We start from the raw sequence: 20324 nt of genomic DNA, 5'->3' as shown, positions 1-20324 counted from the left end.
CCATCTCATGTCCCAGAAAAACCGACCAGTTTCCAATTCTTTGTTGTGAATGGATCGCTCCAGGACCTGGATTACAACCTGAACAGTTGGTTGTAAGATGGGCTTATTGGACTTATTCAAATATAACATAATATTAGATGATTATTTTATTATTTTCCTTTAGTCGCTTCACGTGATGACGGTCTGATTACATCTGAAGGAACATAGGGCTCTTCGTGGAGCTGTCTTCTTTCTATTGCTACTTTGGACTCTTGTTTTGGAAAAAGCTGTTTATCTGCAAATTCATAACCCAAATTATATAAATTTTTCTTCAAAGATTCAGTGCCCTCTTTTTCGTGCTTCTGATAACGATCATTAAACCCTCGAAAAAAGTCCCGAATTGCAGCTATTTGATTTTGTTTTACGGCTTCTTGAAATTCAAGTGGAATTTGAGAATCGGTCGATTGATGAGACATTTCCGTTACTGTTATTTTCGTTGTGGAAACTGTACCTTTTGAATGAAAAAAGCGATTCCCCTCGTCATAGATTTTTGATAAGTTCGTATCTCCTAAAATACGAAAATCGAGTGGATCATCGGTTCTACCACCCTTTAAGAAGACCACTAGTAGATCTGCCCTATCTTTTTCAACTATTTGCTCTAAAATGTCTGGAATCAGATGCAGATTATGACTTGCTTGTTTAGCAAAAAGATGACCCTGTAGTGTTGCCATCTGAAATGCACTGTTATCACCATTAATAATATTTGCGTTTGCATAATCTTCTTTAGTAACTACAAAAAATTGCATAAACCTTTTGATAAAAGAACTGATTAGACCTTCGAAATATGATTCAACATTACTATTTAAATCTGTTGGAACATCTAGTCTCTTTTGAAAAGGGATCGTTTTCCCCTCTCTAATCTCCGTTTCATTTGTAAATAAATATTCGTCATAATCAGTATTTCCAGCTAGCTTTTTACCTACTAAAAAGCATTCTTTAAAGCATTCGTCCATTTTATACTTAGCCCGGTTATATAATTCTGAAGTGATGAGAGATCCGATCCCTAATTCATCCATAACACCAAAACAAACAGCTAATAATCCATATCCATTGTTATTTGCAATGAGTGCTTTCATATACTCCCCAGTGGTCATTTGTGTTTTTTGACCAAAGACTTTGATCCCCCTTTTATCTTGCACAATGTTTAAGGGTACATCAAAATTCAGCTTTTCCCTTTTTTTTAATGTCGGAATCCTAAACCATTCATCTACTACTGGCTGTGCGTTTGTAGATAATCGTTGAATAATATTTGGTCGTAACCTTTTATTCACACGTCCTCCAAATGTGTATCCTAAAGCGAACATAGCCAAAATCTCTGGAGATACTTCTAGATTTTTATCAACAGGAATTAAACTTCTCAAAATCTTTTCTTGTCCACCTGTTTTATCATTTACCTCATATCCTCGATAAAAAGCTTCGATGGCTTCCAAATTCTGATCTTTTACTGCTTGAGCAAAATCAGGGTGTATATCGGGGGAGCTTGCTTCTTCAGATAGTGCTAGTGATTGACTAGCATTCATAAACTCTTCATGGAGCAGTGCTTCGTCTCGATTAAAAAATTGTTTACCTGCTTCATAAATGGTTTTTAGCGTCTGATCAGACAACTCACTAGACGTACTTGCTTCATTTCTTCCTCCTCTAAAAAATAGGTACAACAGATCTCCTCGATTTGCCTGAATAATTTTATCAAGTACAGGATAACAAGCTTGTAAGACTAATTCTTTTTGTCTCTGTTCGTAACCAATTTTGTAAAATTCTCTCCAATCGTTCGTAGAGGTAAAATAAGTAGTGTCATACATCCCCACTTCACTCGTACGCCCTTGCTCACGATCATCATAACCACGAAAATAGGATCTGATAGATGATAATTGCCTTTTTCTCACGGCATCCCTAAAAAAGGATGAAATGTCTGAAACAGGTGCAAACTGTGGGAAATCGTTTGCTGAAAAGGGGTTAAACACAGAATAAATATCTTGTGGACTTGGATTAAAAAAGTGTCTCCCTGCTTGAGAGATTTTAGAAAATAGAGGATTGGACTGATCAGGACCTGTTTTTCCTCCCTGATAAAAAATCTCCCATGGATTTTTAGCCTCCATTACCATCACTTTAGAAAGTACTTCAGGAAAAAAATGCACAATACTCGCTTCTGCAAACACAAGAGAATCACCTCGTGGCTTATAATCGACCAATTGTTTGTGCAAATTTAGTTCACTACCTAGTTGTAATACTATTTCCTCATCTCGTCGATTTTCTATAAAAGCACAGGTAAAATGATAAAAAAATGAATGGAGTCGCTCTTCGATGACCTCGTCAGATTCACGAGTAAAGTAGGCTTTTGTTGGATTTTGTAATGGGTTGTTATAGATTGGTATTGTTTTACCTGTTCTTTCGTTTGACTGATCTGTAAAAAAATCATTTGCTCGAAGTTGTTTTCCAGCTATGATTCGTCCCAATTGCCAAGCTTCAAGAAAACATACATCTTCATTAAGCAGTGCTCGTTTTAAAAAGTAGTTGAAGAGTTCGGAACTCCCTATATTTAAATGTAATTGTTGTATCACCCCAAAGCAAACCGCTAACAAAGCATACCCATTATCTTTTTTTGCGAGCAGTTTCAGATAATCCAATGCAGTAATCGATGTCTGTTCTCCTTGCCCATGATGATCCCGCCATGGAATGACAACATGATAATTTAACCCTGTCAACACCATCCAACCTTTCTCTAGTGAAACGAACACTTTTTTTTCAATTCATCTTTATCCTATTCATAACATGAATTGAAGAGGATTATAAAGCAATTGGATGAGCTATGTACGAATAAGAAAGAGTCTTTTGAGCAGTAAATTCATCATAGTATAATCGCTAGTTACCTTTTACCATCATTCCCGCAAATCACATAACATAAAATTAATATATTTATAAATGAATTGAATTTAACCAATAATATTGTTTTATGTTCCTTTCAAATATCAATCTACTCCTAATATAATAAAATATAGAGGAGTGATTCATACAATGAAGACTATCTATCCAAATTCGTCCAAGAGTACTCCCGCTTCTACAAGCGGTGAGGTGAATGGGACGTGGTTCGGTATCCCTTTTGTGGGAATGCTTAGAACCACTTTTTTTGTTAGAATAGTTGTAGCTCTTTGAAAACTGAAGATATGGGGTTGTTGCTGGAAAGGGTCAGTAACGTAAAATCTTCAACCACCCAGCTCACCGAAGTTGCGAAAACCAAGCGAAAGTAGGGAGCATAGCAGAGCATACTTTGTTTTCACCGCTGGGACGGCGGGTAGAGCCTGCTAAGATAACTGGACGTTGGTCTGGTGTTCGCAGGAACCTACCACCTCTGTAGGTGGTAGTAGTTCAACTTATTATGGTTGAAGCAGTACCATCCCCAGACAATCCCGAATCAGATGAGTGAGAAGGTGCATTTATCAATTGCTGGGTACGTTCAAATAGTCAAAAATCAGCATTAATGGAAGCTCGTAAATACATTCATATAGAAGGTTGAAAAATCGTACAAATTGAGGATCAGCAGCTTGTAAATCGTGAGCGATATGAAGGGTCGGAAGAGTTAGAACGGTATGATAAAGCGGTCAATGAAGGCATCGCGATGATCATTTATTCTTGGTCATACAAAATCGCTCCCACCATCGATAATGCCGAAGAATTAGATGAAAATGATTACATAGAAATAAAGCCTGGAAAGTATACAGGACTTCACTGGAATGATGGATCCATTTTCTTAGATGAAGAACCTTTTGGAATGTTGATCCAATCCATTATGAAGCAATATCCTTCATTTGAATATTCCTCAAACAATGATATAGATCATAAAACTTGGAGAAAGATTATAACTGAATTCAATCGAATCTTATTAATTTTAAAGAATAAACCCAATATCCAACAAATTAATTCCCATATAGGATTTGGATTTGATGATTCTCAAACACAGTTTGCTAAAAACTTAAACCAGAACATTTCTGATATGATTCAGCTCATACAATCATTGATCAATTGGATTGAAAAAACATTAGAGAATAATGAATTTATTTCAATCTTAGGAGTACCTACACAGATGTTTGATGAGGATTAAATTAAAAATAGCCTTTATAGAGGCTAAAGCTGCTGACATAGCAAGATGGTCAGCAACTTTTGTATTAGATTCTTTTTTTTTTGAGAACTTGCAAAATCACTCAGGCAAGACCTACTCTATATTATTAACGATCACGTCCATCTGGCTTGCTAGGGGTCGATAAACCACGATGTAAGTCTGAACTAAAGAAACTCTTTACCTGATTCGATATTTTTTTTGGTTTAAATATTTGCTGTATTCTTGGCACTGTTGCTCTGACGGAAGCCTTCATCTTTTCAAGATATCTAGCCTTGACAACCCCTACCAAGTAAGATCTTTGTCCTGTTTTTGGAAGCTGTTTGATCCATTCTCTCGATTCTTTTCTATCTTTTGGATCTATAGATATTGTAGTTGAAAGTTGTGGGCTATGTTCTTCTACATGTTGTCGTAGCTGATCAGCTGATTTATTTGGCAATTGTGTTTCATATATAACCGTTGTATGAGTGGGTCCTTTATCAGATTTTCTCCAATTCGAGACCCCAATTGCTCGAACTTCTCCTATTTGTTTATCATCAAGAGCCGTTTTTCTTTTGACCCCATCCCGCACATTTTCTGCCAAATTAAATTGAGGCGGGTCTGTACCTGGAATGGGCTGCAATGCCGCTCCGATACATTGAAATTCATTTTCAACAGCTGTATTTTTCCCCATTAGACCATAGTTATCCTTACCATCATTCGTTCTCAATATAGAAGATGGATTTAATAGACCCTTTTGGCCAATGCTTTCTAATAATTTCCATTCCTCTGGGGATAAATTATATTCATCTTTTTTCATTTGATTTGTTTCTAGCCAATCTAATGGATAAAAATCTTTGGGTGACATTTCCCCAATCTCAACATTGATATTTCCTTCTACATCCGGTTGCCCAATCTGATGATAGTATAGCTTTAAAGGGGCTTTTGTTTTCGAATCACGATCACGGTATTTATTGGGGTTTTTCTCCATCATCTGTGCCCAAAGTTTGCTTAATGCCGCATCCTGTTCTGGGCTGATCCATTCCCGCCGCGCCGCCTCATCTTCTCTTATATTTGGCAATGAACTTACTAATGAAATTCTGCCTTTTAATGGTTTATAACCCGATTTCATCTCATTCACCCTCTCCATTTTTTTATTCAATAGATATTATAAATCAAATATAAATTGGAAAACGAAATTTCAAATGATTATTTATCATATTTGCATTTCCTTGATGAATAGAATCAGTTAGATAAACAAAAAACGTCTAAATAGGTCTGAAAAGACGTATCCACTGAACTTAGGATACTTTATACCGACAGAGTAGTTCAAAGCTATTAGGTTGAGAGATCAACCATTTGATTCAAAAGTGATCCGTTTTCTTGTTTTCTCTACTAGACATTTCCTTTCTGATTTGTTCATCTACTTAGCATATCTTTGTAAATAAAAATAGACAAATATAAAATAGAAGTCTACATATACTAGCACTGAATGATTAAGGAGGAGTCAGTTATGTTCGGACTAATAATTGTAATTGCCATCATTGTGATTGTTGGGCTTTTTTGGATGTTAACGTACAATTCACTTGTGAAGTTAAGAAACTGGATTGAGGAAGCTTGGGCGCAAATCGAAGTGCAATTGAAACGGCGATATGATTTAATCCCTAATCTCGTGGAGACTGTAAAGGGTTATTCAAAACACGAACAGGAAACACTACAAAAAGTCATTGAAACACGTAACCAAATAGGCTCACCTACTTTGGATGTTTCGAGAAATGAGCAGATGCAGGCAAATGATGCTCTATCTGGTGCACTCCGTCAAGTATTTGCGCTCTCCGAAAGCTACCCTGACTTAAAAGCAAATCAACAATTCAATCAACTACAAGAAGAATTAGTAGGTACTGAAAATAAAATTGCTTATTCCAGACAACTCTATAACAAGACTGTTTTAGACTATAACAACAAGATCCAAACCGTTCCAAGTAATCTTGTAGCTTCAGTACACAAATTCACAAAGCAAAACATGCTAACCACTGCGAAAGAAGAGCAAGAACCCATTAAAGTTCAATTTTAAGAGCGAGGGATTCAAATGATACTACATAAACAGATTCAACAAAATAAATGGAAGACTGTTTTACTTGTAGGTCTGTTTGTAGTATTCTTACTCCTGGTTGGTTCAATTGTTACTTATACTCAAACAGGTGACTGGCTTTCTGGTCTTATCATTGCTGGAGTAATTGGACTGATCTACTCTATTATTATGATTGCCTCCAGCACGAAGATCGTGATGTCCATGAATGGCGCGATCGAAGTAACTGAGCCGCAGCAATATGCTTTCTTATGGCATACAATTGAAAATTTATCCATGGTTGCTCGAATTCCTCGACCCAAAATATATCTCATTGATGATCCCAGTCCAAACGCTTTTGCGACAGGGATCTCTCCAGAAAATGCAGCTGTTGCTGTTACAACAGGATTGCTGGAGATCCTGAATCGTGAAGAAATAGAGGGCGTCATCGCGCATGAAATTGCCCATATTAAAAATTATGATATTCGTCTGACTACTATTGTCCTAGCATTGGTATCTGTAGTTGCACTCTTAAGTAGTATAGGCAGTAGGTTTATGTTTTTCTCGAGTGGTAACAATCGTAACGATCAAAAACAAAATCCGATCTTGCTGATTGTCTCATTACTGCTCCTCATTCTCTCCCCAATCATCGCGACCTATATTCAATTAGCCATCTCCAGAAATCGCGAATATTTAGCGGATGCATCAGGAGCAGAATTATGTAGAAATCCATTAGCCCTAGCTTCTGCACTTCGAAAAATAGCAGGGATTGATCTACCCGTTCGCTCAGCTAATCCTTCTTCCGCCATGCTCTATTTCTCTGATCCGTTCAAAAAAAAGATACAAACTCTTTTTTCAACTCATCCACCAGTAGAAGAACGCATTTCACGTTTGGAGCAAATGTAATACGTAGATGAGATGAAGCTACATCAGTGGATTAATAAAGGTGGGCAAACTCTTCCTAGAATATGGAAAAGAACATCGAATGAATAGCTTGAGTAAGTTAGAATTTCCCTCATAGCGGCATGCCTTATTCAAAAATCCGAGTTTGATTATATGAACACAATTGAATAAATAAAATAAGCAATTTATCATGTGGATGTAGGATATAAGATGTTTTTCTACTCCTTATCTAGCGAAATGGGATCTGAATGCAGATGTTTATAAAAAAACGAACATATGTTATTGTAGTTCGGTCGGTAAAATGATATATTACGATTATGAATAAAGTTATATAAAGGACATTGGTTCATTTAGCCTTTTGTTATTATTTTTTAAAATTTTCGAGATGGAAAAAAATCGATATTTCCGAATTACAGAAAGTTTATGATCAATAGTTGAACCACTAAAATTGCCGAAATCCCGATTGACGATACACAACACTTGTTCAAACAGCGAACACATTATACTCAATAGGTATGAGATGGATTTAGAGTGATTTTTAATTAAGCAACCACTTAATTAAATCGATTCTTTATTAACTTATTTCGATTCGTTTATTAGAGCTGAAAGGAGCGAATTGTATTTTAATAACCAATGGATCTATTTACTGCACTTGCGGATCAGACAAGGCGCCAAATTTTAGAGATGCTTGCACAAAATAAAGAATTATCAGCTTCAGAAATCTATGCTCATTTCACAATCAGCCCTCAAGCAATTTCTCAACATTTAAAGGTACTTCGTGAGGTGAAATTGGTGTATGTGGAAAGAAGAGCTCAGCTACGAATCTATCGTATTAACACAGAGGCAATGATTGAATTGGAAAGTTGGTTTCAAAAAATGAGACATTATTGGATCCATCGCTTAGATGCTTTGGATGAAGTGTTAGCAGCAGAATGGAAGGAAATTCAAAAAAATAAAACGAGTGAGGATGACGTGCCATGACAAATGATCACACACAAGAATTAACGTTGACTCGTGTTTTCAATCAACCGCGAGAAGTTGTATTTAAAGGTTGGACGAACCCACGACTCTTTGCACAATGGTGGGGGCCTGATGGATATGGAAATAAAATCTATAAACTGGAACCATATCCAGGTGGAGCTATTTATCTTGATATGCTGGCTCCTGATGGTACTGCCTACCCATATCAAGGTGAATTTCATGAAGTGGATGAACCTGAAAAGTTGGTCTTTTCAGGGGGCTCTTTTTTAGACGAAGAAGGTAAACCTCAGATTAAAGTGCGTTATACACTGTTATTTGAAGAGTACGACACTCAGACAAAGCTTACTTTGCAGATATCAGTTTTAAAGTCTGTTCCAGAGTTACTCAGTGCCATTAAAGGAATAACACCAGGAATGAATCAAAGTTTGAATCGGCTTTCCAGTGTACTTACGTCCTCAGAGACGTCGGAGTAAAGCATATGTCTGCAAAGACCCATGCAACTTCAAGCGATGTTATGAACAAAATTAGAAGCTAACTCATTGCTTCAGTGGTTTATGACTCGATGAATGTTTCTACAGCAAAGGTGTGTTTCTGACTGGTACAGTTATCTGTGTGTTATTAAGCATTCCTTACTGATCGAATCATTCAAGCAAGAAAAAGGGCTGAACTAGGATTTGGTTATAACATACAGTGAGAATTGAGGAGAATAGATGGGGAAATTGATTGCAAACTTAAGCAGCACATTAGATGGTATCTTCACAGGGCCAAAAGGCGATGAAAATAACATGGTGAGTTGGGCAATGCCTGGTATTATGGATTCGAATAATGATAATTTGGCCATGTTCCAAAATGCCGACGCGATCTTGATGGGGCGTGTTAACTATGAGGGCTTAGCTAGTTATTGGCCTTATCAAAAGGACGATGATTGGAAAGATTGGGCAGATGCTATGAATCAGACACAAAAGTATGTAGCATCTAATAAACTTACAGAAGTGAAATGGGGAGACTACAGTGATACCATTACGTTATTGAATTCTGATGTAATGGAAAATGTAGCGAAATTGAAAAGTGAAATCAAGAATGAAATGATTGTTTCTGCGAGCGCAAAGCTTGTTCAGAGTTTGCTCAAAGCTGGATTAGTAGATGAACTACAAATACTTATTCATCCAATTATATTAGGTAGTGGCAAACGTTACTTCGAAAATATTTCAACACAGCATAATATGAAATTAGTCTCTACCAAAGTGTATAAAACAAGTGGTTCTATTAAATTGCGATATGAGATGGTTAACTAAGATTTTTGTATATGTCGCTCTTGAAACGACATTGCCTACTCCTTTGCACCGAAAAACAGAGGAGTGGGCAATGAAACTTTTGTTCGATTACAAGGAAATCATGGAGTCAATATCTCAGTAGGGAGCAACTTTCAAGGCGCCTTGAAGACAGCTACACATCCTAAAAAGGAGTCGAAGCGTGAAAGATTGACAGAACCACTACCTTTTTCTACAAACTGAGCAACGATTACCAATGCTCCATCTTACTTCGATTGGAATATTGGGACGTTTTGTATGGCCATAGCGATTGCCATAAATCAGCTAGTTTCCTGCCTGTTTTGATCGCAGGAACTTCGATATAAAGATAGGTAATATGCGCCATCCAAATGGAGCTGAACAAACATAATGGAATCGCGATCCAGAGTGTAATAAAGGAAGTGAAGGTATGTAAGATAACACCGAAAATAATGAGATGATATAAATAGAGACTATATGAAATTTTCCCTAAAAATAGAAATGGTTTCTGTAATAGTAGCCTTGAGGCACGCTTGGATGAAATGGCAATCATGATAAAGATTACGCCACCGATTGTAATAAATAGATCGTTATAAAGGTATTCTTTTGCGAATTGAAATTGATAAAAGGACCATTTGAATATATATAGAGTAAAGCCAACACTAAAAAGTAACCACTTCCACTCTTTTTTCAACCTTCTGAACCATTTGCTGATCACGATTTGGTGTTTTGCCAACATGGCACCAACCATAAAGATGAAAATATAGTGTAATGTTTTAAAGTAATCATTTGGAAATCCTAAAATTTGCGCACTATCAGCATGCCAAATTGTTCCAAAATAGTATAGAATTAATCCAATCACAAGATTCCATTGCCATTTCACTCGTAGAATAAGTAACATGATTGCGGGAAAAAGAAGCGAGATACGCATTTCATGAACAAGCGTCCAAAAAACAGGATTATAAACATAGTTTTCATAACTACCGATCATAATCAAGTGGTTAATCAATTGATTGATCGAAGTTTCAGTCTTCCACATCGTGTTAAACCATGAACTAAGTTGTGGAATGGAGTTTGCAAAAAAGATCGTTTTACATATAAGAGCAAAACCAACAGCGAAAATATAGGGAATATAGATCCGACAAAATCTTTTCATTAGATAGGAAGGATACGAAAAAGGTTTATTCGTAATGAAAGGTAACGAAAGAACAAATCCGCTGATTAGAAAAAATAGAATCACTGATTCATGCCCTGACCACACAATATGTAAAGGTGAATATTTGAAAAGATTTTCTATCCAATATGCTTTTTGACCATACGTTTCAACAGTGAAATTAGTGAAAAGGATAAACATATGACCGATAACAACAATCAATGCTGCAATCCCTCTCAATGAATCCAGCTCGTACAATCTAGATGAATTCATATTCAGCTCCTTAGAAAGATTTTTAATTTCCACTTAATGTATTCATTTATGTAATAAAAATCAAGGGGTAGTCTTCAAGCACTTGACAAATTTGAGAGATGTTGTAGTCAGATTAGGGACCTGGATCGCTTTCAAATAAAGCTCTCGGAGCCTTATTTAACATAAAAAAACCCGTCTACTCTTTTATGTAGACAGGTTTTTAGATGATAAAAAAAGATATCTCAAGCAACTGTGATAAGCCCCATGACCTTCCACAAATGCTGTTCGAGTTGCTTCAATTGTTTATCTCCAACTTCAATCGATATCAATCATCCTCAACTCGTACAAATGACATACATTCTCTAGTAAGTGGATGATCATATGTATTCTATAACCATTGTACTTCCTCGATCAGAAGGTCAATGTGTAACAAGTCGATGCCTGCATATTTAATGCCGATTTTACTTCTTCAAGTATTGATTCTTGAGTTCCTTGTATTCAACGGATTTTTGAGGGTAACCAAGGGCAAGTCCAAATTCCTTGGCATAGGCTGGGTTCATAGCATGATGATCTATGATGCACTCATCAAATGTATGGTGTACCAAGTGTACGATCGCATTCATAGTTTACGATAATTGGGATGGATAGACAGCGATCATTTCAATTTCCACTTCCCCGCCTCTGACCAAATCTCCCATTGGAACTAAGGATCGCGCAGGATAAGGATGGTTAAAATACTCCCGATATAATTTGTCTATTTTCGAGTAGCTGTCCATGTCATGTAGAAAAATAGTTACCTTTATTACGTCATCTACTGTTAAACCTGCAGCTTCGATAATGGCAAGAGCATTTTGGAGTGCCTGCTTTGTTTGTTCAAGTGTTCCACCCTCAATGAGTTTACCAGTGATGGGGTGGAGAGGAAGTTGCCCCGACACATAAAGCCAACCATTTGCAATTATCGCTTGAGAAAACGCGCCCACTGGCAGTGGTGCATGATTGGTTTCGATAGGCTTTCTAATCATTCTTTGTTCCTACCCTTCATTTAAAATAGAGATTGTACTACAAGTAATTTTAGAACCAGCTTTCTAATCATTTTCTAACTGGGGTAGTATATCACCATGCTTATTCTGACAATCGTATCTCCAGAATTACCATAAATATGAGGTTTATCCGCTCTGAATCGTATGGAATCACCAGTTTTTACTGTGTATTCCTCACTATTTATGCAGATTGTGAGTTCACCCTCAAACACTGTTAGAAATTCCTGTGTTCCTTCCCTATGAGGTTCAGCACTTAAAATCCCTCCCCTGTCGATTTCCACTGTATACATTTCAAAACGCCTCTTATCATCAAAAGGAAAAAATGGATAAAGCCTATACTTCCTATTATCTTCAGTTAGTTCTTGAATCTCCTTCTTAGAAATAATGACCGTATCTGGCTGCGGTTCATTGATGAGGTAAGTAAAGGAAACTTTTAGTCCATTTGCTATTTTCCATACCGTACTTATGGATGGGTTAGATTCTCCACGTTCAATTTGACCTAGCATTGTTTTACTTACTCCTGTCATTCCTGCAACCTTATCGAGACTCAATTTCTTCTGTTCTCGCAAGCTTTTAAGGTTTTTAGAAAGAATAAAATTGATGTTTTCCAAGAAATAACCACACCTTTCTTATTGGACGTTAACCAGCACAAATTGTATAATGATAGAGATCGTGCTATACAACGGTCATTTTATGTAATTATAACATACAAGAGGTTTATACCAATGTCTTAATTCCATTTTTTTCTATGTTTTATAGACTACTTTTTACATCTGGTCCGAATGCTACCATGGCTACTTCAAATTTCTTATCACAACGATTGATAAAAAATGAAATTGATTCACTTGATTCATCTTATTTTTATAAAAAGGGGACTTTTACATGCGTAAATATTACTCTTCTTTACTCGGAACTCCATCACGCTCTATTTATTGGATCGTCGTTGGAATTACATTCCTCACGTTATTGGTTTCAGCAGGCATACGTTCTACTCCCGGTGTTCTCATTGTTCCTTTTGAACAGTCATTTGGCTGGACCCGTGCAGAAGTGACATTTCCCATAGCGATTAATTTAGCTCTATATGGTCTTTGTGGTCCTTTTGCGGCTGCGTTTATGAAACGATATGGAGTAAAGCGAATCATGATCATTGCCCTTTCTTTGCTAGTCATAGGTACAAGTCTATCGACATGGTTGAAAATGATATGGCAGATGACAGTATTATGGGGTTTTATAGTGGGTATCGGAGCTGGATTAACTTCTTCTGTACTGGGGGCTGTTGTAGCTAATCGGTGGTTTAAAGAGAAACGGGGATTTATTATAGGTGTATTTACTGCGAGTGGAGCCACAGGACAGCTTGTCTTTCTCCCCCTATTTGCAAAAATTGTATCCTCTTACGGTTGGCAAATGGTTGTATGGGTTACAGCACTATTTGCTATGATTGTCGTTTTACTTGTAGGGCTGTTTATGCGCGATAAACCTAGTGATGCAGGGATTTTGCCATATGGTGAAACAGAGTCGTTGAAAACCGAATCTACTCCTCATACAAATCCTTTTCTATCTGCGATAAAGGGACTCAAGATCGGGATTCGCTCCAAAGATTTTTGGTTGCTCATGGGAAGCTTCTTTGTTTGTGGATTGTCTACCAATGGACTCATAGGAACTCATCTCATTCCTGCTTGTATGGAACATGGGATTACAGAAGTAACGGCAGCTAGTATGTTGGCTTTTATGGGCATTTTTGACATTGTAGGAACAACGCTCTCAGGCTGGCTTTCAGATCGCTGGAATAACCGCTGGTTATTATTTTGGTATTATGGATTGCGTGGAATTTCGCTTGTCTTTCTTCCCTATGCGTTGGGCTCTACATTTCTAGGACTAGCGATTTTCGTTGTATTTTATGGACTGGATTGGGTGGCGACAGTGCCTCCGACCATTCGTTTGTGTAATGATGTCTTCGGGAAGCAAAGTGGAATTGTGTTTGGCTGGGTCTGGGCCTCCCATCAGCTTGGAGCGGCGACGGCAGCTTTTGGTAGTGGTATCATACGTACATGGTTTGGAACCTATACTTTTATATTTATTGTCGCAGGCATCCTTTGTGTGACAGCAGCTGGTTTTGTTCTTCAAATAAATAAACGAAATAAATCGATTATTCCATCAGTATAATGAATTTACTTCAACCACTCCCCACACATGAATGAATCAGTTGGTATTCTTTTGGATGATAAATAATAAAAACAGATAGGCTGCCCTATCTGTTTTGGCCTGGTATTTCCAGACTTCAATTAGTTGAAGCACTAATTGCATTTATATTTTAGTTGATACTGATGATTTCCTGTCGTTTGTGCAGTCAGCTAGAGCTGGCGGGCAGGACGCATTCAGCTCCGCTAGGCGGCCTTAGCGATCCGCAAGTACCTCTTCACGAGGTCCTTCTCGGGCCACCTCCTCCTGAGGTAGGCAAGCCAGTAAGACCTCTCGTCGGACTTCAGCACCTTCCCACCGTAGTGGGACGTGATGGCGTCCATGTTGGCTACCATCTCCTGGTGGTTCACAGGAGTGGGATATGGCAGGACGAACTCCTCGTCCTCGGCCGGGCGGAACTGACCTTCAGGGACGTTCAGTCCCCACCATGCCATCTTGGTGCAGATTTCCGGATCGTTGATCTGAGGCGTAGCCCAGACCCTGGCCGAAGCCGGCTTGTGGAAGAACTCGTCTCCCGTCGTGATCTTTTTGGTGTTGTCGTCGAACGGGTGATTCCAGCCCTTCAGTTCAAGGTACTGGAGAGCCCAGACGCGGGTTTCGTGTTCTCCCGGGGTCGGGTCGGTCTTGTTGTACATGCCGATCTCCGGGATGACATCGTTGCCCCCGACGTACCGCCCGATCTTGGGAAGCATGATCGGGTAGTCGATCCCTTTCACCGTGCCGGCAGGGATCTTGAGAACACCCCAGGTCGTCGCGAGGTCGTCCAGCAGGTACGACGAGTACTGGATGTACCAGTCAGGCTTGACAGCCCAGTGACCGATCTCGTGGAGAGAGTGCCACCAGGTGCCGTATGACTTGTTCCGCTCGGCAGGGAACGGAACACCGATCTGGGCGCAGAGCTGGAGCAGCTCGATCTGACGGTGATCCAGCTCCTGAGGATTGGAGAACGCCGGGAACATCTCCATGAGAGTAAAACGCTTCATGTTCCTTCCTCTGTCTGCTTCTACAGGTCGCTCCAAGATATCTGATCTTGGATTTCTCCCATTCTTTCAAGGGAGAAAAATAGGTGTTGCGACGATGACTTCCTCATAATAAAGGTCAGATTTATAAATATCAATATTCAGTATATAAATTAAATTTTTAATAAATCTATAATTTAATGCTATTATTATATAATAAAATGTTATTAGTCACTTTTTTGATATATAAGGAGTATGTAAATAATATTTTTTTGTATTATTTTATCACTTGGACGCGTCTTATATTTCTTATTGTAAATTCAAAGAATATACAATAAATCGGAATTATTTTCCATGGTTGAGTGTTAACTTATTTATCCTTCGTAAAAGTCATCGATCGCCGTATATGCCGACACACGAATCACAAGTTAGAAGAGTCGATTGAAAATACAATCATACTTGAAGTGAACGAAGAAAGTGGATTGAATGTCCAAGTAACAGGTTGTGTCGGCATCTATACTGATCTAAACCATATCATTGCCTATTCTGATGGAGAAGTTCGACAACAGTTCTCAATCTGTTTTGCCTGCATGATTACTGGCGGAGAGCTATCCGTAAGTTCCGAATCCACTCAACTGTGTTTTTTTACACAAAATGAACTGGCTGAAGTCGATATACACCCAGCACAACGTATCCGTATTAAAGATTATTTTGCCCAAGCAGAAAAAGCGTTTATCCGATAACTTACGTTCAATGTGTGGTGATACGATGACACAACAATCAAAAATCGATGAGATATCCGATAAAATTGGATATGATCCAAAGGTTATATAATGCTGGACAGCGACTTCCAGCAGTACGTATATTAGCTGAAGAAATGAATGTAAGTCGCGCGACCATTCGAACGGCATTACTTCGACTGCAAGCGAAGAATTTGATTGAGATGATTCCTAGAGGAGACGCATCAACCATTTTAGTCATTAGTGACATCAAGCGTCTCTCTCGCTGGTTATCAACTGGTTGATAAATTTGGGGATGAATTTCAGTTAACAGGTGCAAATAAGGAAATTTAGAAAAAGCCGATTCCTAATCAAGAAACGGCTTTATTTATTTTAAAATTCTCTTCCTCTAGATTTTCCAACAACTTGATCAATTTTATCTTTTGGTGTAAATCTAATCTTCGCTCTAGCCTTCTTCGCACCCAACTGCAATAGTTGCTTCCCGAGCTGACCTGTGGCCAAAAAGGCTGCTTTGCGCTGGGATTCCCCAGATTCCATCGCAGCGATGCGGCTCTGCTGCCAATTGGATTTCACTTTTTCTTGCACGTTGGCAAAATTTCCGCGTGTTTGGCCAATAAACTCATTAAGTTGCATGACACGATCCATTTTCTGATCCAGCATTCGCTCTCGTAAGCGATCGAGGCCAGGTCCGACGTAAAGGCGCGGGGTTTGTCCGTTGCGCGCCATCTGCAAACTCGCCGCTCGACCGTCGAGTGGCATATCGATCAGCTGATCAAACTTTGTCTTTCCCACTGCCCGCTGTTGCTCTTGCAAGTCTTGCAATTCTTCCAGCGTTTTGTCCACATGATCAGCACTCAAGATGTAATAGTTGCCGCGCGGATCTTTGATCGGACCCAAATATTCACGCTCGCTCTCCACCAGAGCCAGCTGTTGCTCCAAATATGAATCAATCACCCGATCTTGCGTCCACACACGTGCATCTTCCCCAAGCTCGTTCAACACGAAGCCACGCTCTTGTAACTCCGCCAGCTTTAGCTGCGTCTCTACCGGCAACAGCGCGGTGTTTTCATTGAGAGCACCTCCAAACCCTTGTATCGTGCCCGCACCGGCGAAATTACTCTTTTGGCTCACCATGCCAAACACTGCTCGTTGTCTGCCACGCCGCTGTGTTATCTGCTCGTTCAACTTCGCCGTTGACAAATCGATCGCCTGTGCAACGATCGCTGGCAGTTTGTCGCGCACTTTTGTCACTTTTGATTCATGCGACGGAGGCTCTTGCTTCGGAATGATCATCGTCATCGGGCTGCCTACAGGGCACGGTGGTACACCACCTATTTCACCAAAACATTCTTGAAGCTTGGCGCGCTTCTCCTTGGATAATTTCGGATCTTGTGAATCGACATAGGCACGGAAATGCACATATGTTGTCTGTTTCGTCTGCAACAATGTCTCCCCATGCGCATTGGTTTGCTCGTTAGTAATCGTATGAATCGGGCCATTGGTAACTTCTTTTTTGCCTACTTCTCGGTTCTCCTCGTTGAGAACCGCCAAATACTTTTCGCATCCTTCTAAAAACTTCGTGTGTTGTTCTGGATCCCCGAATTGGTAATCCTGCCCCGTCTGCACAAAATACGTCTGTCCACGCCGATCTGGAAATTCGGTCACTTCTAACTCGTGGAAAACGGCCACACTGTCGCCTCCTCTATGATGTTCATTTCACCGCTTTTATTGCTCAAAGCTACGAGGCTTATCCTTCCGGCAACTCAATCTGTCACCTCGTATTCACCACATACGTCTAGTCCCGCTCCCTGCGCACACTTGGCTTCAACTTATGCAAAACGCATAAACCACCATTAATTATAATAAAAAGCAGGCATTTTGCACCTAATTTCAGTAAACAAGATGTACGATAAATTTCAAAACTACTGCAAAACAAACGTTAGAGATTACCACTCTTGAAGCTCATCAAAGAAGCATTAAAACTCATATAAACGTGATGTATGGAACTTTTGCCTATTAAACTCTCGTTAGCTGCTGTTTACGTTCGGATAGTATTTGGTACAAGATTCGGTGTTCCTCTCAACGATCCCCTTTGATTCCTTAATAGCATGATTATTGGCGGCGAGCTATCCGTAAGTTCAGAATCCACTCAACTGCGTTTTTTTACACAAAGTGAACTGGCTGAAGTCGATATGCATCCAGCACAACGTATCCGTATTAAAGATTATTTTGCCCAAGCAGAAAAAGCGTTTATCCGATAACTTACGTTCAATGTGTGGTAATACGATGACACAACAATCAAAAACTCGACGAGGTAGTAAATAAAATTGAAGCTGATATTATCCAAGGAGTATTTGCTGCTGGACAACGCCTTCCAGCAGAGCGTATATTAGCTGAAGAAATGAATGTAAGTCGCACGACCATTCGAACGGCATTACTTCGACTTCAAACGAAGAATTTGATTGAGATTGCTCCTAAAGGAGGCGCCTTTGTACGTTCAAAACTGATGATCCCTAAAAAAGACGTGAAGAAAATCCTCGTTACCATGCAAGTTCGTAATGTTTGAAAAAACTTCTTACATAATTCATGACTATCTTGACATTTTCCATGGAGCAATGCTTGTAAACCATAACCCTCAATTTCAATAATCAATTGTGTCACGATTGGTTGCTAGTTAATCCAGATCTCAAAGTTTTGTATTTGAAAATAGCAATCAATAAAACACAAAAAAATACTTGCTATACAAGGGTAGGCTGGTGCTGACAACAGGATTTGAACCTGTGACCCCATCGTTACGAGTGAGTTGACACACAAAATACTACAATTATCCTGACATTGAATATTGTGATCCAATTATCTTTGAAATAGCAATGGACGGTTCAACAAAAATAATACATATTTAAAAATTCAATCATTTTTTACCTTTACTAAAATATTTTCGATCAGTGGTTTTGTTTCTCTGAAATCTTGAGATACAATTTCCCAAATAATTTGCTCATCAATGCCAAAGTATTCGTGTATCAGAATGTTTCTTAGACCAATCATGCTCTTCCATGGAACCTGCGGATATTTTTGCCTAATCTCTTCTGGTATATACTTTGACGCCTCTCCGATCACTTCAAGATTACGGACAACTGCATCAATGACTAATTGATTCTCTTCAAATTATTCATAACTTAAATCAGTTATATAGCTTTCGATTTTATTCATACAATTGGTTATATCTTCTAAAAAAAGAACAAAATTTCTTTTCATAGATAAATAACCTCATTTAAAATAGCTTCTCGTAATTGAGGTTTTAATGCTTTAGTCGTGACTAAATCAACATTTTTACCCAATTCTCTTTCCAAATGTTCTTTAAGCTCAACAAAGCGCAATCCAATTGGCTTAGAAAACTCAACCAATAAATCAATATCACTTTTTTCCGTCTGTTCACCTCGTACATAGGAACCAAAATAGCCTATTTTCTTCACCCCATATGAATCTCTTAAAAAAAGCTTCATTTTCTTTAGACTGTCATTCAAATTATTTACTAACACAACCCCCACCACCGTTTCGATCCATACTCTTTCAAGTGTATTATACCTTAATTAATCTCCTTGACCACTCCCCATGCGTAAACGCGGGAGATTCTTGGGTAATCTCTCGCAATCTAGAGAAATTGACCAAGCTCAGACCGTGAGCCCCACGGCGACTAATCTCATACCTTCATGCAAGATGTTAATGGCTGCGTTCATGTCTCGATCATGATGCTTGTTACATTCTGGACATGTCCATTCTCTTAGATTTAAATCCTTCACGTTCTTGTGATGTATCCGCAAGCGGTGAGCTTACAGTAAGCTTTGAATCAACTCAGCTGCGTTTTTTTACACAAAAAGAACTGGATGAAATTGAAATGCGCCCAGCACAACGTATCAGTATTAAAGAATACTTAGCCAAGTAGAATAAGCGTTTATTCGTTAACTTTCAATCAATGTGAGGTGATATAAGGAACCAATCTGTTAATTCAAAGTGAGTGTGCTGAACCCTAAACATTTCTTTAGTGGTTCAGTTTTTATTTTTACCCCTACTCCATTGCAATGTAATAACTGCAAGCCTCTTGGTATAAATGGGTGAATTATTTGATCAAACACAATCATGACCACCCTTTTTATGTGTGGTGGTCATGATTGGATCATATCATCTTCCAATGATCTCCTTCATTTTTAAAAACACGTAGTACATCCACATCGAGCAGAAAATCAGCCTCAATTAAGCCTGAGTAAGGAACTTCTTCAAACTGATGATCCCTACAAAAGACGTGAAGAAAATCCTCGTTACCATGTAAGTTTCGTAATGTTTGAAAAAACTTCTTCCGTAATTCATGACTATCTTGACATTTTCCATGGAGCAATGCTTGTAAACCATAACCCTCAATTTCAATAATCAATTGTTTCACGATTGGTTGCTAGCAATCCAGATCTCAAAGTTTTGTAATTGAAACTAGTAAACAATAAAACACAAAAACCCCTGATTCACAAGGGTTTAGCTGGTGCTGACAACAGGATTTGAACCTGCGACCCCATCATTACGAGTGAGTTCAGGGTGGTGTTGAGTGAGTTTTGATGAGGT

19 protein-coding genes and 2 pseudogenes are annotated in these 20324 nt (G+C 38.7%); 10 read left to right on the top strand and 11 right to left on the bottom strand.

Features of this window, described 5'->3' with window-relative positions; all coding sequences use genetic code 11:
* Window positions 1-149 precede the first annotated feature (149 nt).
* Window positions 150-2741 (bottom strand): hypothetical protein, encoded by a 2592-nt coding sequence (locus BUB71_RS12115; protein ID WP_139279084.1) that lies wholly within the window; start codon window positions 2739-2741, stop codon window positions 150-152.
* A 911-nt stretch (window positions 2742-3652) separates the two neighbouring features.
* On the opposite strand from BUB71_RS12115, the gene BUB71_RS12110 reads away from it, so the two are divergent.
* Window positions 3653-4135, top strand: coding sequence for a hypothetical protein (locus tag BUB71_RS12110; protein ID WP_073155095.1), 483 nt, complete (start codon window positions 3653-3655; stop codon window positions 4133-4135).
* 124 nt (window positions 4136-4259) lie between these two features.
* Here the strand turns inward: BUB71_RS12110 and BUB71_RS12105 are convergent, their stop codons facing one another.
* Window positions 4260-5261: a hypothetical protein gene (locus BUB71_RS12105; RefSeq protein WP_073155094.1), complete on the bottom strand. Its 1002-nt coding sequence runs from the start codon at window positions 5259-5261 to the stop codon at window positions 4260-4262.
* A 381-nt stretch (window positions 5262-5642) separates the two neighbouring features.
* Between BUB71_RS12105 and BUB71_RS12100 the strand changes: the two genes are divergently transcribed.
* The 5 genes from BUB71_RS12100 to BUB71_RS12080 all read left to right on the top strand — a co-directional run bounded on the left by BUB71_RS12100 (window position 5643) and on the right by BUB71_RS12080 (window position 9376).
* Window positions 5643-6203 (top strand): LemA family protein, encoded by a 561-nt coding sequence (locus tag BUB71_RS12100; protein ID WP_073155093.1) that lies wholly within the window; start codon window positions 5643-5645, stop codon window positions 6201-6203.
* A gap of 18 nt (window positions 6204-6221) precedes the next feature.
* On the top strand, window positions 6222-7103 hold the full coding sequence (htpX, locus tag BUB71_RS12095; RefSeq protein WP_073155229.1) for a zinc metalloprotease HtpX: 882 nt from the start codon (window positions 6222-6224) through the stop codon (window positions 7101-7103).
* Between the two features lie 630 nt (window positions 7104-7733).
* On the top strand, window positions 7734-8081 hold the full coding sequence (locus BUB71_RS12090) for a metalloregulator ArsR/SmtB family transcription factor (RefSeq protein WP_073155092.1): 348 nt from the start codon (window positions 7734-7736) through the stop codon (window positions 8079-8081).
* On the top strand, window positions 8078-8554 hold the full coding sequence (locus BUB71_RS12085) for an SRPBCC family protein (RefSeq protein ID WP_073155091.1): 477 nt from the start codon (window positions 8078-8080) through the stop codon (window positions 8552-8554). The genes BUB71_RS12090 and BUB71_RS12085 overlap by 4 nt, the downstream gene beginning before the upstream one ends.
* 237 nt (window positions 8555-8791) lie before the next feature.
* Window positions 8792-9376, top strand: a complete 585-nt coding sequence (locus BUB71_RS12080; protein WP_073155090.1) for a dihydrofolate reductase family protein — start codon at window positions 8792-8794, stop codon at window positions 9374-9376.
* A 226-nt stretch (window positions 9377-9602) separates the two neighbouring features.
* Here BUB71_RS12080 and BUB71_RS12075 read toward each other — a convergent pair whose 3' ends face one another.
* From BUB71_RS12075 to BUB71_RS12060, 3 genes are all read right to left on the bottom strand, one after another.
* Window positions 9603-10796, bottom strand: coding sequence for an acyltransferase family protein (locus BUB71_RS12075; protein ID WP_073155089.1), 1194 nt, complete (start codon window positions 10794-10796; stop codon window positions 9603-9605).
* Between the two features lie 605 nt (window positions 10797-11401).
* A complete protein-coding gene (locus tag BUB71_RS12065; protein WP_073155087.1) occupies window positions 11402-11797 on the bottom strand; it encodes a Rid family detoxifying hydrolase in 396 nt (131 codons plus the stop codon).
* Between the two features lie 74 nt (window positions 11798-11871).
* Window positions 11872-12426, bottom strand: coding sequence for a helix-turn-helix domain-containing protein (locus BUB71_RS12060; protein WP_073155086.1), 555 nt, complete (start codon window positions 12424-12426; stop codon window positions 11872-11874).
* Between the two features lie 271 nt (window positions 12427-12697).
* Here BUB71_RS12060 and BUB71_RS12055 point away from each other — a divergent pair, with 271 nt between their 5' ends.
* Complete coding sequence (locus tag BUB71_RS12055; protein ID WP_073155085.1) at window positions 12698-13978, top strand: MFS transporter; 1281 nt, start codon at window positions 12698-12700, stop codon at window positions 13976-13978.
* A gap of 221 nt (window positions 13979-14199) precedes the next feature.
* Here BUB71_RS12055 and BUB71_RS12050 read toward each other — a convergent pair whose 3' ends face one another.
* Window positions 14200-14997, bottom strand: a complete 798-nt coding sequence (locus tag BUB71_RS12050) for a hypothetical protein (RefSeq protein ID WP_073155084.1) — start codon at window positions 14995-14997, stop codon at window positions 14200-14202.
* Window positions 14998-15335: 338 nt separating this feature from the next.
* On the opposite strand from BUB71_RS12050, the gene BUB71_RS12045 reads away from it, so the two are divergent.
* Together BUB71_RS12045 and BUB71_RS12040 are read left to right on the top strand one after the other, a co-directional pair.
* Window positions 15336-15716, top strand: coding sequence for an NUDIX hydrolase (locus BUB71_RS12045; protein ID WP_073155083.1), 381 nt, complete (start codon window positions 15336-15338; stop codon window positions 15714-15716).
* Window positions 15717-15787: 71 nt separating this feature from the next.
* Window positions 15788-15997, top strand: a complete 210-nt coding sequence (locus tag BUB71_RS12040; protein ID WP_245815616.1) for a GntR family transcriptional regulator — start codon at window positions 15788-15790, stop codon at window positions 15995-15997.
* Window positions 15998-16085: 88 nt separating this feature from the next.
* Here BUB71_RS12040 and BUB71_RS12035 read toward each other — a convergent pair whose 3' ends face one another.
* Window positions 16086-17402 (bottom strand): hypothetical protein, encoded by a 1317-nt coding sequence (locus BUB71_RS12035; RefSeq protein WP_073155081.1) that lies wholly within the window; start codon window positions 17400-17402, stop codon window positions 16086-16088.
* Window positions 17403-18033: 631 nt separating this feature from the next.
* On the opposite strand from BUB71_RS12035, the pseudogene BUB71_RS12030 reads away from it, so the two are divergent.
* A pseudogene (locus tag BUB71_RS12030) lies at window positions 18034-18279 on the top strand (winged helix-turn-helix domain-containing protein); the annotation flags it as partial.
* A gap of 341 nt (window positions 18280-18620) precedes the next feature.
* Here the strand turns inward: BUB71_RS12030 and BUB71_RS20005 are convergent.
* The 4 genes and pseudogenes from BUB71_RS20005 to BUB71_RS12010 form a co-directional block, all read right to left on the bottom strand.
* Window positions 18621-18866, bottom strand: a pseudogene (locus tag BUB71_RS20005) (HepT-like ribonuclease domain-containing protein); the annotation flags it as partial.
* 98 nt (window positions 18867-18964) lie between these two features.
* Window positions 18965-19252 (bottom strand): nucleotidyltransferase family protein, encoded by a 288-nt coding sequence (locus BUB71_RS12020; protein ID WP_245815596.1) that lies wholly within the window; start codon window positions 19250-19252, stop codon window positions 18965-18967.
* 132 nt (window positions 19253-19384) lie between these two features.
* A complete protein-coding gene (locus tag BUB71_RS12015; RefSeq protein WP_245815594.1) occupies window positions 19385-19513 on the bottom strand; it encodes a transposase in 129 nt (42 codons plus the stop codon).
* 374 nt (window positions 19514-19887) lie between these two features.
* Window positions 19888-20151: a hypothetical protein gene (locus tag BUB71_RS12010; RefSeq protein ID WP_073155080.1), complete on the bottom strand. Its 264-nt coding sequence runs from the start codon at window positions 20149-20151 to the stop codon at window positions 19888-19890.
* Window positions 20152-20324 lie beyond the last annotated feature (173 nt).

The organism is Seinonella peptonophila (genome assembly GCF_900129355.1).
Classification (GTDB): domain Bacteria; phylum Bacillota; class Bacilli; order Thermoactinomycetales; family Thermoactinomycetaceae; genus Seinonella; species Seinonella peptonophila.
The sequence above is the reverse complement of the archived record's forward strand: the minus strand, read 5'-3'. Positions and strand labels throughout refer to the sequence as shown.

Coding starts and splice junctions, on each gene's coding strand:
- BUB71_RS12110 (WP_073155095.1), top strand. CDS start 3,653: ATGATCATTTATTCTTGGTCATACAAAATCGCTCCCACCATCGATAAT.
- BUB71_RS12105 (WP_073155094.1), bottom strand. CDS start 5,261: ATGAAATCGGGTTATAAACCATTAAAAGGCAGAATTTCATTAGTAAGT.
- BUB71_RS12100 (WP_073155093.1), top strand. CDS start 5,643: ATGTTCGGACTAATAATTGTAATTGCCATCATTGTGATTGTTGGGCTT.
- BUB71_RS12090 (WP_073155092.1), top strand. CDS start 7,734: ATGGATCTATTTACTGCACTTGCGGATCAGACAAGGCGCCAAATTTTA.
- BUB71_RS12085 (WP_073155091.1), top strand. CDS start 8,078: ATGACAAATGATCACACACAAGAATTAACGTTGACTCGTGTTTTCAAT.
- BUB71_RS12080 (WP_073155090.1), top strand. CDS start 8,792: ATGGGGAAATTGATTGCAAACTTAAGCAGCACATTAGATGGTATCTTC.
- BUB71_RS12075 (WP_073155089.1), bottom strand. CDS start 10,796: ATGAATTCATCTAGATTGTACGAGCTGGATTCATTGAGAGGGATTGCA.
- BUB71_RS12065 (WP_073155087.1), bottom strand. CDS start 11,797: ATGATTAGAAAGCCTATCGAAACCAATCATGCACCACTGCCAGTGGGC.
- BUB71_RS12055 (WP_073155085.1), top strand. CDS start 12,698: ATGCGTAAATATTACTCTTCTTTACTCGGAACTCCATCACGCTCTATT.
- BUB71_RS12050 (WP_073155084.1), bottom strand. CDS start 14,997: ATGAAGCGTTTTACTCTCATGGAGATGTTCCCGGCGTTCTCCAATCCT.
- BUB71_RS12040 (WP_245815616.1), top strand. CDS start 15,788: ATGATCCAAAGGTTATATAATGCTGGACAGCGACTTCCAGCAGTACGT.